Annotated in this window: 10 protein-coding genes; 2 read left to right on the top strand and 8 right to left on the bottom strand. The window is 38.2% G+C overall.

Features of this window, described 5'->3' with window-relative positions; all coding sequences use genetic code 11:
- Nucleotides 1-25: 25 nt before the first annotated feature.
- Entirely contained in the window at nt 26-2629 is a 2604-nt protein-coding gene (gene clpB / locus IGI52_RS03205; RefSeq protein WP_102871181.1) for an ATP-dependent chaperone ClpB, read from the bottom strand.
- Nucleotides 2630-2786: 157 nt separating this feature from the next.
- Here clpB and IGI52_RS03200 point away from each other — a divergent pair, with 157 nt between their 5' ends.
- Entirely contained in the window at nt 2787-3797 is a 1011-nt protein-coding gene (locus IGI52_RS03200; protein ID WP_438780483.1) for a zinc-binding alcohol dehydrogenase family protein, read from the top strand.
- Nucleotides 3798-3817: 20 nt separating this feature from the next.
- Here the strand turns inward: IGI52_RS03200 and IGI52_RS03195 are convergent, their stop codons facing one another.
- Nucleotides 3818-4852 carry a lysylphosphatidylglycerol synthase transmembrane domain-containing protein gene (locus IGI52_RS03195; RefSeq protein WP_438780482.1) on the bottom strand — a complete coding sequence of 345 codons (1035 nt, stop codon included), beginning with the start codon at nt 4850-4852 and terminating at the stop codon, nt 3818-3820.
- Nucleotides 4853-5053: 201 nt separating this feature from the next.
- Between IGI52_RS03195 and IGI52_RS03190 the strand changes: the two genes are divergently transcribed.
- A complete protein-coding gene (locus tag IGI52_RS03190) occupies nt 5054-6328 on the top strand; it encodes an ISL3-like element IS1476 family transposase (RefSeq protein ID WP_016252543.1) in 1275 nt (424 codons plus the stop codon).
- A 152-nt stretch (nt 6329-6480) separates the two neighbouring features.
- Here IGI52_RS03190 and IGI52_RS03185 read toward each other — a convergent pair whose 3' ends face one another.
- The 6 genes from IGI52_RS03185 to IGI52_RS03160 all read right to left on the bottom strand — a co-directional run bounded on the left by IGI52_RS03185 (nt 6481) and on the right by IGI52_RS03160 (nt 12737).
- Nucleotides 6481-6900 carry a PTS sugar transporter subunit IIA gene (locus IGI52_RS03185; RefSeq protein WP_216407542.1) on the bottom strand — a complete coding sequence of 140 codons (420 nt, stop codon included), beginning with the start codon at nt 6898-6900 and terminating at the stop codon, nt 6481-6483.
- Nucleotides 6897-7934: a LacI family DNA-binding transcriptional regulator gene (locus IGI52_RS03180; RefSeq protein ID WP_216407544.1), complete on the bottom strand. Its 1038-nt coding sequence runs from the start codon at nt 7932-7934 to the stop codon at nt 6897-6899. The genes IGI52_RS03185 and IGI52_RS03180 overlap by 4 nt, the downstream gene beginning before the upstream one ends.
- 23 nt (nt 7935-7957) lie before the next feature.
- A complete protein-coding gene (locus IGI52_RS03175; protein ID WP_438780481.1) occupies nt 7958-10141 on the bottom strand; it encodes a TIM-barrel domain-containing protein in 2184 nt (727 codons plus the stop codon).
- 456 nt (nt 10142-10597) lie between these two features.
- On the bottom strand, nt 10598-11431 hold the full coding sequence (locus IGI52_RS03170) for a PTS system mannose/fructose/sorbose family transporter subunit IID (protein WP_438780480.1): 834 nt from the start codon (nt 11429-11431) through the stop codon (nt 10598-10600).
- On the bottom strand, nt 11421-12212 hold the full coding sequence (locus tag IGI52_RS03165) for a PTS mannose/fructose/sorbose/N-acetylgalactosamine transporter subunit IIC (protein WP_438780479.1): 792 nt from the start codon (nt 12210-12212) through the stop codon (nt 11421-11423). Before IGI52_RS03165 ends, IGI52_RS03170 begins: the two co-directional genes overlap by 11 nt.
- A 54-nt stretch (nt 12213-12266) precedes the next feature.
- Nucleotides 12267-12737 (bottom strand): PTS sugar transporter subunit IIB, encoded by a 471-nt coding sequence (locus IGI52_RS03160; RefSeq protein WP_438780478.1) that lies wholly within the window; start codon nt 12735-12737, stop codon nt 12267-12269.
- Nucleotides 12738-12936: the final 199 nt, after the last annotated feature.

Here is a 12936-nt window from a genome sequence, read left to right as displayed (position 1 = left end):
GATTATTTTTGTTTACATAATTATTTTATTCGTCTATTGCTTGATTCTGAAATACTAATTGATCATCAAACAATTCAATGGATACCTTGGTTTTCGGCATTACTCGACCAGCAATAATCTCTTTTGCCAGTGGTGTTTCTACCTCACGTGTAATGAAACGCTTCAACGGCCGTGCACCATATTGTGGTTCATAAGCCTTCTCTGCAATCCAGCTTTTGGCGTCTTCAGTGATATCTAGTTGGATTTCCTGTTCCTCTAATCGATGAGATAAATGCTGCACGATTTTCTCGACGATTCCCTTCACATCTTCTAAACTCAATGGTGTAAATAGAATTGTATCGTCAATTCTATTTAAGAATTCCGGTTTAAAATGACCTCTTAACATGCTTAATACCTGTTCTTTAGTCGCTTCAGGGATTTTACCTTCTGAGGTCACACCATCCAATAGCACTTGAGAGCCAATATTGCTCGTCATAATCAAAACTGTGTTCTTAAAATCAACCAATCGACCCTTAGAGTCTGTCAATCGACCATCATCAAGGACCTGCAGTAAAATATTAAAAACATCTGGATGCGCTTTTTCAATTTCATCTAGTAAAATGATCGTGTAAGGATTTCTTCGAACAGCTTCTGTTAATTGACCACCTTCTTCATAGCCTACGTAACCTGGAGGCGCTCCAACAAGTCGCGACACTGAATGTTTCTCCATATATTCACTCATATCGATCCGTACCATATGATCCTCAGAATCGAATAGATTTTCCGCCAACGCTTTTGCCAGTTCAGTTTTACCAACACCAGTTGGTCCTAAAAATAGAAATGATCCGAGCGGACGATTTGGATCCTGCAGACCAGCACGCGAACGTAACACTGCATCACTTACTGCATCCACAGCCTCATCTTGACCGATTACACGTTTATGGAGTGTGCTGTTTAAACTTAAAAGTTTTTCACGTTCACCTTCTACCAGCTTGGTTACGGGAATTCCAGTTAGACGTCCTACTACTTGAGCAATCTCGTTTTCTGTTACGGATTCCTGTACCATCTTGATGTCACTCTTTTTATTTTTTTCTTCTAAATCAGCTAATTCCTTTTCTAACTTTGGAATCGTGCCATGTCGAAGAACAGCAGCTCGCTCTAAGTCATAATTATTTTCTGCGTCTTCTAACTCATGTTTTGCTTGGTCGAGCTCAGCCCGTTTATTTGAAACAACATTGACTTCTTCCTTCTCCGTTTCCCATTGCAACTTCATCGCATTGGTTTCTTCCCGAAGGTCCGCCAATTCTTCCTGCAAGTTTTCTAGACGCTTCTTGCTTGCATCATCGCTTTCCTTCTTCAAAGCCGCCTCTTCAATTTCCAACTGCATCAATCGACGAGTCACTTGATCCAGCTCAGTCGGCATCGAATTCATTTCCACGCGAATGCTAGCGCTGGCTTCGTCGACTAAATCAATCGCCTTATCTGGCAAAAAGCGGTCAGTAATGTAGCGATCTGACAATGTTGCCGCTGCTACTAGAGCATTGTCATGAATATTTACTCCATGATGAATTTCAAAACGCTCTTTCAATCCACGCAAAATACTAATCGTATCCTCAACGGTCGGCTCCTTAACTAGCACCTTTTGGAAACGACGCTCCAATGCTTTATCCTTTTCCATATATTGACGGTACTCATCTAGTGTCGTAGCACCGATTAAGTGCAATTCTCCACGAGCCAGCATTGGTTTTAAAAGATTTCCGGCGTCCATGCTGCCTTCTGTTTTACCGGCACCTACGATGTTATGAATTTCGTCAATAAACAGTAGAATTCGTCCATCTGATTTTTTGACTTCCTTTAAAACGGCTTTAAGTCGTTCTTCAAATTCTCCGCGGAATTTGGCTCCTGCAATCAATGAACCCATGTCTAAGGAAAAGACTGTTTTGTCTTTTAGATTTTCTGGTACATCTTTACGTACGATCCGTTGCGCTAGACCTTCGACGATCGCTGTTTTACCAACACCAGGTTCTCCGATTAATACAGGATTGTTCTTAGTCTTCCGCGAAAGGATGCGGATAACGTCACGAATTTCCTCATCGCGACCAATAATCGGATCTTGTTTGCCGTTTTTAACCTGTTGAACTAAGTCCACGCCATATTTCTCTAAAGCTTTATATGTTTCTTCTTGATTCTGTGAGGTCACTCGATCCCCTCCTCGCATATCTTCAATATTTTTTTGTACTTCTTTTTCATTTAATCCTTGCTGATTCAAATATTTCGTCAAGGAGTAATTTTTTAATTTCATTAAGGCTAGAATAACGATCTCCGTTGATAAGAAATCATCATTAAATTTTTCACGTAACTGGTCAGCTTCATTTAATAGATTGAAAAGGTTCTGGCTGATATTTTGACCATATTGAACATTTCCACCGCTAACGGTCGGATATTCATCTAATACTTTATCAACTTCACGTTCGAACTGATCCACATCAATTCCAGCATCTGTATAAAAATTGCGTCCAAAGTGATTTGGCTGTAAAAATATTTTCCAAACATGAGCAATATCAATTTCTTGATGATGTCTTGTCACTGCAATTTGCTGAGCTTCAGCGATTGCTTCTTGTAACGTTGTCGTCATTTTCTCGATATTCATAAGCATACCTCCGACATTAATAGTAGTTTACATTCATTAGTATATAACTTTGGTCAGTAAAGGTCAAACGAATTGTCCTTCAATATTAAAGTTTATTATTATGAAGAAAAACAAAATAATGCTACAATTCTTTCATTAATAGAAAGAGAGTGATTCAATGATTTCACGCGTGATTGGCTTCGAAAAAGGGTTCAAACTTTCGAGTGGAAACCATTTTGAAACATATGAAGTCATGCTTCCTAAATTAAATAAAACGGATCTTGTCGTTAAAAATATGGCTACTTCTATCAACCCAGTTGACACAAAATTAAGACAAACAGGTAAAGGAACACCCCAGCCTCATGTCTTAGGCTTTGACAGTGTTGGCGTGGTGACCCAATTAGGCAGCGAAGTAAAGTATCTTGAAGTCGGGGACCGCGTCCTTTTCGCAGGTACTACTAAAAGATACGGCAGCTATAGCGAAAGTCAGGTTGTCGATTCTCGGATCGTCGCAAAATTACCTCATGACGTTTCGGCCGATGAAGCTGCTGCTATGCCATTAACCTTTATCACCGCATATGAAATGCTTTTTGAAAAAATGGATTTGGTGCCCAAAGAGAATCAAAATAGCGGCGCAATCCTAATCATCAATGGTGCTGGCGGGGTTGGTTCTATTGCCACCCAACTTGCAAAATGGGCGGGCCTAACCGTTATTACGACTGCTTCTCGCAAAGAAAGCAAGGAATGGTCAGAAAAGATGGGCGCCGACCATATTATCAATCATCATAAGGATTTGACTAAACAACTTAAAAAGATCGGCTATCATTCACTACCTTACATTCTGATTCTTCATTCTACTGATCGTTATTTTGAAGAAATGAGCGAATTATTAGAACCATTCGGTCATCTTGGTTCCATCGTAGAATCCAGCAAAGACTTAAATTTAGCAAAACTCAAAAATAAATCCGGTAGCTTTGATTGGGAGTATATGTTTGCTAAAACCGATTATAACCATAATATAGCTTCACAAGGGACCATTTTGGAGCTCTTGGTACGACTGCTGCAAGAAAAAAAGATCAAAAGTACCTTGACAAAAATCATTCCGGGGTTCACGCCTGAGGTTTTCTATCAGGCTCATCAAATTATTGAAGAAGATGACATGATTGGAAAATTGGTTGTCCATTTTTAAACCAAAAAGGAAGTTAACGCTTATTCGTTAACTTCCTTTTTAGCTTCTTTGATTTCATGATTGATCTGTCGCTGCTTATTGAATAGTACATAAATCATCCCTATCAAGAACGGCAGCAAGTATGTCGCGTAACGATACAATAGCAAGGAAGACACGGCATCTACTCTTCCAACAACATTTCGAAATAATAAAACATAAACAAACTCAAAGCCGCCGATTCCCCCTGGCGCTGGCAAAACACCACCAATAATCACCGTAAAGCTGATAAAGGCTACTGTCAGCCAAAGATCAATATCAGGATAATCTTGGACCAAAATGAAATAGGGTAACGAATACCAAACAACTAATTTTGCCATATTTGAGCAAAATACTCGAATAACAGAACGACGATCACGGATGAATGATTTGATAGCACCACGTAAAGAATAAACTTGATTATTCACCTGATCAACGATATCTCTTAATTTTTGTCGTTTGAACAAACGGTTGCAAATGATTACTAATACTACCTGTGCATTGATATTAAGACTTAATACCAATAAACTCGAAATAATTAGTAATGTTACCAAAATTCCAGCAAGCACTAAAAAGATCCCGTTTGAGATATGTTCTTGAATCGCATCGCTTTTCACAATTAAAAAGACCAGCGCCCAAACCATTAAGGCGATTTTATAGGTGACCATTCTCAAGGCACTCGTGCCCGTTCCTTCAGAATATCTCAGATCCTTTTTATGATAGTAAATAACCTCAGATACAATTGATCCTGTACCGAATGTGATAACACGATAGAAAGTTGCATATGCGGATGCAAAGAATCCGTCTCGAATGGTAAATTCTGGGTTGAATTCACCCGCAATATTTTTAATCGTGTACCCTTCGATTACTTGACTAATTAAACCGAGTCCTGTCACACCTAAAAGGACCGGTAAAGAAGTTCTACCCAGCTCGGTGAAAATATCACTTAGAGAGTCACGAATAACGAAGATAATAACGCCGATCATTACTATAAATATAAGGATATTTAGAATCAATTTACGATTGATTGATAAGTTCATTTTTTTGCCTCATTTTTTTCTTTATTGCTATAGCCTACCACATGCGAATGAGCAAAAAAAGGGTTCTATAATATTTTGTGTTGGTGGAAAATCGAAGGCGATTTTCTACTAACACTTTTTTCTTCGTTTCAACTCAAAAAGAGACTCACTTTTGGTAAAATTTAGTCGACCAAAACGTCACCCTACCAAAGGAGTCTCTCAATGGATAATCATACTAGAAAATTACTCGGATTAACAGATAAACATTTATTTTTTGATGAAGAATGGCTGATTGAAAAAGAATATAAAGGCGTTCAAGCGCAGTTTATTAAAGGAAAATTGGATGACTCTCCTTCCTGTTGTGAACACTGTCGATCGGTTCGTATTATCCGCAACGGTTCCTATACGACACGCACTCAGATGTTGAAAGTCAAAGAAAAGTTAACTATTTTAGAATTAAAACGTACCCGTTTTCTCTGCCATGATTGTGGACGGACCTTTTCTGCGAAAACGGACTTAGTTGATGAACATCATCAACTAACAAAGGAACTGAAGCAGGCGATTCTCATGGAACTGTACGAAAATCAATCACGTAAACTAATCGCTAAGAAGTACTTCGTCTCGGATGGGACGGTGACACGGATCTTGCGTGAAGCAACGAAGCATTACCAGCCACGTATGAACTTCCTTCCGACGGTGTTGTGTATGGATGAGTTCAAATCAATGAAGTCTGTTTCTGGTTCCATGAGTTTTATTTGTGTTGATGGGACAACCAATCAGCTATTTACGATCCTTGAAGATCGCAGACTTTACAAACTAACTCAATACTTCCTGCGCTTTCCTAGAAAGGCCCGTTTAAAGGTCAAGTACCTAGTGATGGACATGAATGCCAGCTATTGTCAGTTGCTTAAAACGGTCTTTCCAAATGCGGAGATCGTAACTGACCGCTTTCATATTGTCCAACACATCAATCGCAGCTTCAATCAATTACGTGTCCAGATCATGAATCGTTTTCGAACCTCACACTCTGAAAATCAGAAGAAGTACCGTCGGCTCAAGCGATATTGGAAACTCTTACTCAAAGATTCCACGACATTGGAGCCACTCAAACGGCATTATCATCGACTGTTTAAACGACCAATTAGTCAAACAGAAATCGTCGATGAACTGTTAAGCTACAACGAAGAATTGCGAACAGCGTATCATTTTTGTCAATTATTACGCTATTATTTCGTTAAACGAGATACGGAAGGCTTTCAAGAAACCCTTAAAACAATTTCATCTACGTTACCTCAGTCGTTTAAAAAGAAATTCACGATCTTCCATCGCTACCAATCGGGCATTTCAAATGCCTTTAAAGTGTCCCACTCAAACGGTGTCACGGAGGGGCTGAATAACAAGATCAAGCTGATTAAACGAATTGCGTTTGGTTATCGCAACTTTTATAACTTTCGGGCACGGATCTATTTACAACAAGGTCTGATCTTTGAAAACTAAAAAAATATGCGGCGCACAGAACGCGCCGCATATCGGACTAAGTTTTATTCAAATTTGTCTTCACCAACACGATTTGACGAAGAGCCGAAAAAAGCAGATTAGTTTAAATACAAAAAGGGATTTGTTGCACAAGCACAACAAATCCCTTTATTTTATTCATCTTCTGCATCCGATTCTTGATTGAGCAAATACGTATTAACATAAAGCATTTGTTCTCGCCCCTCAGAGAGAGCCTTTTCTAAAAAGTTGGCATCAATGTATTCATCAGATAATCCTAATAGAACAGTCATAATCACTGGCAAATTCATCCCGGTAATCAGGTGGATATGCGGATGTGCCAGATAAGGAACAAATGCTTGATTTACCGATCCGCCGAGCAAATCAGTAAAGATGAGTGCTTCATCCTCAGCCGCCAAGTCATTTAGCACGGCGCCAATTTCTTCCTCAACTGGAACATTCTGCGTATAGGCATTAATGACAATAATCTCGGCTGTGTTTGGCATGATGAACCTTACCGTTTCCTCAAGTCCTTTTGCAAAATTTAAATGACTGGCAAAAATGATTTTTCTCATGACTCCTCCTTTTCTTCGCTAGTATTAGTAATATCTTTAACAGATTCGCGTTCGATCAATTCTCCATCAACACTGGTATACTGCCCGGCAAAAGTCTCAGAAATATTAGCGATCAACTTATTGATTGCGATCGAACCTTTTTCGATATGATCAATCCGAACAGTGGTCAGCGGCGGCTCAACTAATGAAGCAAAAATGATATCATCCATACCGACTACGGATAAATCGATTGCTTGTTCTTTTAAAAATTTGATCAGCTCGATTGCTAATAAGTCTTCTGAAACAACGACAGCTGTCAACGCTTTGAGTTCATTTAGATAATCCGTAAATTCCACATTTTGAGATCGCTCGATTTTACACAGCTCAGAAAGATTGTTTTCCAGCATTGCTTTTTTATAACCACCATACCGCTGCTCGTTGACACTAGGTTCATTTTCATCAAATCCTCGAGAAACAAAACCGATTTTTTTGTGTCCTTTTTCAATTAAGTATCTTGTTGCTGCTGCTTCTAATTCCGTATCTTCAGTATTTACAAACATAGTATTGGGATTTGATAAAGCCTTTCGCAAATCAGGCCCATCCAAGACTGTATCAATATAAACAACGGGAACCTCTAGCAATTCATCAATTTCTTTAAACATTCCAGAAGGTACCCCTACAATAACGAAACCAGCAAATTTCCAATTCGTTTGGATTTTGATTAAGTCTTCAGCAGTTTGAACATTATGAAACAGCACAAAGTAATCCTGACCTTTTGCCTCATATTCAACACCAGCCAAAACTTCAGAAACAAAAGGATTCATAATGCTTTTACTATGGCGTTTAGAATAATAGATCAAGCCAATCAGCTTACTTGGGGCTTTAACTAATGAACGAGCATTTAAATTCGGTGTGTAGTTGTACTTTTTTATGATTGAATTTATCATGGAAAGCTTCTCTTTACTCACTCGGTGAGAACGGTTATTGATTACATTTGAAACAGTTGTAACCGAAACCCCTGCTTCTTCTGCGATTTGTTTTATTGTTACTTTCATCCCTTTTACCTTCCTAGTTTGCATCATTCGATCAAATAACACATTTCCGTTAACATCGCCCGAATAGCTGAATTTTCAAGCGTTTCTATATAACTTGAGAATTTTCTTGAATCAGAAAAAGCAGTTGGTAAGAAACGGAAAATTTCTTTTTTCGTATCATAACTCATCCTTGTATTTTGCAATCGCTTTATAATTTCACCTTCTACCAAAACATTTTGGTTAGCTTCAGCGTTATGAATGATTATCTCGATTTCTCTATCTAACGGAACGATCTTTTTTGGATCATTTACAGTATAAGTCAACTGTCTGTTTTTTTCATCATATTCAAAAATTGTTTCTGCAATATCCTCGCCTACGTGTTCAAACATAGAATAGCGATTATTTTCACCAGGAAAAACATGAACAACGATTTTATTAGGTAAAGTCTCAGGATCTTCCATGTAATCTCCGCTTAAAGGAACGATTCCGCCTGCTTTAACAAAAACTGGAATGGAATTTATATCACGGCAAACTTTGATCTTTGTTCCGCCTTGATATCTTAAGTCGCTGAAGAAATCATACCATACCCCTTCAGGAAGCCAAACATCCTCTGTACTCATGTCAATATCAGCAATAGTCGGCGTAGTTATTGGTGCAACGAACATTTCACTGCCGAAAAGATATTGGTTTGGAAAATTATAAGCTTCTCGTTCATCTGGATATTGATAATACATGGGCTCGATCAAGGCCCGACCTGAAACACTGGTGTGATAATTTGCCGTATCAAGATAAGGGATTAACTTTCCACGCAACCGCATGAAATCGCTCATTGATCGCTCGATTTGTACCGGGAAATTCCAAGGCTCTTTGCCAACAAAAGGATTGTCATAGCTATGCAAACGATTGATGGGGCTAAACACTCCGAACTGAAGCCATCTTAGTGACAACTCTGCATCATAGGAACCTTTATAATGCCCTCCAATATCGTGGCTCCACCAAGTATAACCAATATTCGTAGCTGTTGCAGTAAAATACGGTTGGAAAGCTAAGGAATCCCAAGTAATTATCGAATCTCCTGAAAAGCCAAGGGGATAACGATGAGAACCTGGCCCGGCGTATCGTGAAAGCAGCAACCCATCATTATGATTTCTTTTACTATTATCTAGAAAATGATAATGATTCAAGGCCCATAAGGGTTCGATTTTTGATTTATCACGACTGGTCCCCTGCTGCCAATCCACCCACCAGAAATCGACCCCCTGATCTTCGATTGGGTGATGGACATCTTTGAAATAGCTTTCTCTGAAGATTGGATTATCAAAATTAAAAATAGCTGGTTCTTCTGCATTTTGATCCAGCTTCATCCTTTCGGCTACAGCTGGATAGCTGTCCTCGAAAGCACGAATCCCTGCGGCTGGATGAACATTCAAGGTAACGTGTTTGCCTCTCTCATGAAGTTCTTTCAATAATTTTTCTGGCTCTGGAAACAAGTCTTTATTCCAGGAATAACCAGTCCAGGCCGAACCAAAACGTACAGGGATATCAGTTTTGTGCCAGTCCATATCAATTACTGAAACACTGATCGGAATATCCTCCTTCTCAAAACGATCCATCAGTTGTAAATAACTTTCTTGGGTATATTTATAGTATCGGCTCCACCAGTTTCCTAACGCATATCTAGGAATCAAAGGAGTTTTTCCAGACAATCGATAGTAATCTTTTAACGCCTGACGATAATCACGCCCATAAGCAAAGTAATAGCCATCAACTGCCTGCTGATTACGAGAAATAAATTCATCCTCTAAGAGAACAAAAGAATCCGTATCATCAATATAACTGAATCCATCCTTGCTTTGAATCCCTGTTTCTAATGGAACAGCACCATCAATACCGTCTAATGTTTCAGTTGTTCCCAGTAAATTATTTTTATCTTTTTCACCAAAGTGCCATCTCGAAAAATAGGTGCCGTAATTATATTTTGCATCAATATACAAATTTGATGCCGTAAACTTTCCACCATCATAATAAAGATGAAAAGAATCCGTTTCGATTTCTATTAGATGTCCACCATTGTTTTCTTTAACTGTGTAGTCTACTTCACCAAGATCTCGATTTTGAACAAATTGAGTTGGACGATCTTCAAACTTTCCTGTTTTTGAATATTCTAGACGGCATAGTTTATTAGTAATTATCGTAAAACGATAGTCTGCCCCTTGAACAACGTTCATGCTTCATCCTCCTTAAGCACCAAATCCTTAATGATTTGTGTTACTCCATTATGATCATTTATTTTGTAAGATAGTTAGTTGCTTACTTAACAGACGACATTGAATTTTCTAATACTGCGATATGCCAGACGTTTTGCTTCATTTTTAAATCGCTTACTTGATCCCCAACTGCTAGTAAATTTTCCGTGAGAACACTTAATATTTTGCGATCTGCTTGATTGCTTCATATTTATAGATGCATTGATTGGCACCTTCAAAAAGTATTTATTTGTTTGAACATCGAAAATTTTTCTAATCCCACAGCATTTAAAGTAGAGACGGTCTGAGCAATTGCGCCCTTAAATCCCTTTGTGGAAGCCTTTAGAACGGCACGAATATTTTATGAAGAAACCTATTCTTTTAAATTTGATAGCACACCTTTTAGATCAATCCTGATTAATTCAATTTCGTTCATTTTTACGCTGGTTTCAAAATTCCGAAAAACGCTCCCAGCATTGAAACTGCAATCAGCAAAACGATGATTTTTGTAGTTGTCCATTTTTTATTGCCAATCAATTTATAAACCATGATTGTTAACAAAACCGGCAGCAGTGCGGGCATAATCTTATCTAACACATCTGTCTGAAGTGGGAGTTTTACCGCACCTGTCTTAAAGGTCAAGCCTGTTTGAACTTTGACCGCTGTTGAGATTAAAGCACCTACGACAGTTAAGCCCATTACCGAAGCCGCTTCAGTAAAAATCGTCAGTTTTTCACCCAAGGTCGTCACCAGTTTTACTCCAGAAGAGTATCCTAGATCCCAAAGTTTTAATTTTACAAAAGCAAAAATCAGATTGAATACTAACCAAATAACTGCACCGATAGGGTTTCCTTCCAGTGCCATATAGCCAGAGATCGACCCTAAAATAGTTGGAATCAAGATCCAGATCAAGGTATCTCCAATACCGGCAAAGGGACCCATTAAGGAAGTTTTTAATGATTGAACTGAATCAATGGATTTTCCGCCATCTCGTTCCTCGATGGCTAAGCTGGCACCTAAAATAATATTAGCCATCGCCGTTGTAGTATTAAAATATTTAAAATGATTATTTAAAGATTCGATGTATTCGAGATCATTTGGATAAATCTTTCGTAAAGCTTTGTTGAGTGAAAAAACGACAGCCGGTCCTTGCTGTGTTTCGTAATTGAAGTTGTTAACCCCCATAAACATATAACGCAGCGCGGCCTTGTGACGGTCTCTTTTTGTCAGAACCGATTCATTCGATTGGTTTCCTTTAATATTATTCATCATAGTCATCGCCTTCCATCTGGGTATTAAGCATTCCATTGGATACAGTTGTCGCTTTATTCAGTTCTATATTAAAAATGAAATATGCTGCACTAAAACCCAATAGACCGATTGCTAGAACAGGCAAATTCAAATACGCTGAAAAGACAAAACCTACAACTAAAAAGGTCAGATATTTTTTTGCCGGCATGTAATGAAGTAACAAAGCGACTCCGACCACAGGGAGCATCCCGCCAGCGATATTTAGTCCCTCCGTCATCCATTTTGGAATAACCTCTAAAATAAGTTCAACAGCATCTGTCCCGAAAAATACCATGAGTGTAGTTGGTATAATTTGTTTTAAAGCAAAACAGATGGGGCCAACACACAACCATAAGTTCATTTTTCTGAATTGCCCTGCGTTCGCAGCTTCTTTTGCTTTCATCGCAAAGACCGTGTTAACCATTTTCACTAACACATCCAATTGGATCGCCAGCATTCCTACTGGTAGGCCAACCGCTAATGCGGCACCTGTTCCAACACCAGCTCGCACTGCTACGAAAGTTCCGATAATTGTAGCTAATCCATAATCTGGAACCGATGATCCACCTAGTCCGGCGACTCCAAGATTCATCAATTGAAATGTCCCTGCTATGATCATCGCTGTTTGCATATCACCCATAATCAAACCTGCAAACAAACCAACAATCGCAGGAAAACCAGTCATCACAGCGATTCCTTGAACATCTAACGTCATAATAACCGCCAATAGTATAATCAAAATATTTTGTAATAAATCCGGCATTATTAACTTCCTCTCTTTTCGTTTATATCCTTATAAAGAAGCGTTTTCAATTTCTTAATTAGAGTTATATGGTTCATCTTGATCATCAGGTACGTATTTAATAAATACAGGAACTCCTAGATTCTTGAGTTTTTCAATATCTGTCTTTTCTTGGTCCGTTAATGAAATGAATTTTGAAATTTTTTCTTTTCCTTCAGCATCAAACATGATTCCTAAATCGACTCGCGGAATCTCAATTCCCGCTTCAATAAATTTAATTAAAATATCTGGTTCTCTAACAATCAGAAAAACTTTTTGGTTATCGTAATTTCCATTTTTAAAATTATGAATCGCCTTTTCTGTATCAATGATACTCATTCCAGTTCCAGTCGGTTTAGATAAGCGCATCGCAGCTTTTTGTACCTCGTCTTGGCTGACTAAATCATCAACAACCATATATCGCTTAGGTTGGATGTGTGCAAACCATTGATTAACAACAATTCCGTGAATCATCCTCTGATCAATTCTAGCAACAGCAATCGGCATAACAATTCCTCCTTAATTTTTAAGTTTAACGTTAAACTTGAATATGAACTTATTATAGAATATGAAAGCCCTTTTATCAAGAGAATTTTTTATTTTTTTAAAATAAGCTTAAATCCGCTGATATATCAGTATTTACATCAAGAGGATTTAATGTTTTAAGCGAAAATATTCTTAAACAAATGGATTTATTCAAATTGTA

Source organism: Enterococcus sp. DIV0187, from assembly GCF_051713785.1.
Classification (GTDB): domain Bacteria; phylum Bacillota; class Bacilli; order Lactobacillales; family Enterococcaceae; genus Enterococcus_A; species Enterococcus_A avium.
The sequence above is the reverse complement of the archived record's forward strand: the minus strand, read 5'-3'. Positions and strand labels throughout refer to the sequence as shown.

What these genes read in the sequence shown, in the direction of transcription:
- clpB (WP_102871181.1), bottom strand. Translation starts at nt 2,629, where the DNA reads ATGAATATCGAGAAAATGACGACAACGTTACAAGAAGCAATCGCTGAA.
- IGI52_RS03200 (WP_438780483.1), top strand. Translation starts at nt 2,787, where the DNA reads ATGATTTCACGCGTGATTGGCTTCGAAAAAGGGTTCAAACTTTCGAGT.
- IGI52_RS03195 (WP_438780482.1), bottom strand. Translation starts at nt 4,852, where the DNA reads ATGAACTTATCAATCAATCGTAAATTGATTCTAAATATCCTTATATTT.
- IGI52_RS03190 (WP_016252543.1), top strand. Translation starts at nt 5,054, where the DNA reads ATGGATAATCATACTAGAAAATTACTCGGATTAACAGATAAACATTTA.
- IGI52_RS03185 (WP_216407542.1), bottom strand. Translation starts at nt 6,900, where the DNA reads ATGAGAAAAATCATTTTTGCCAGTCATTTAAATTTTGCAAAAGGACTT.
- IGI52_RS03180 (WP_216407544.1), bottom strand. Translation starts at nt 7,934, where the DNA reads ATGAAAGTAACAATAAAACAAATCGCAGAAGAAGCAGGGGTTTCGGTT.
- IGI52_RS03175 (WP_438780481.1), bottom strand. Translation starts at nt 10,141, where the DNA reads ATGAACGTTGTTCAAGGGGCAGACTATCGTTTTACGATAATTACTAAT.
- IGI52_RS03170 (WP_438780480.1), bottom strand. Translation starts at nt 11,431, where the DNA reads ATGATGAATAATATTAAAGGAAACCAATCGAATGAATCGGTTCTGACA.
- IGI52_RS03165 (WP_438780479.1), bottom strand. Translation starts at nt 12,212, where the DNA reads ATGCCGGATTTATTACAAAATATTTTGATTATACTATTGGCGGTTATT.
- IGI52_RS03160 (WP_438780478.1), bottom strand. Translation starts at nt 12,737, where the DNA reads ATGCCGATTGCTGTTGCTAGAATTGATCAGAGGATGATTCACGGAATT.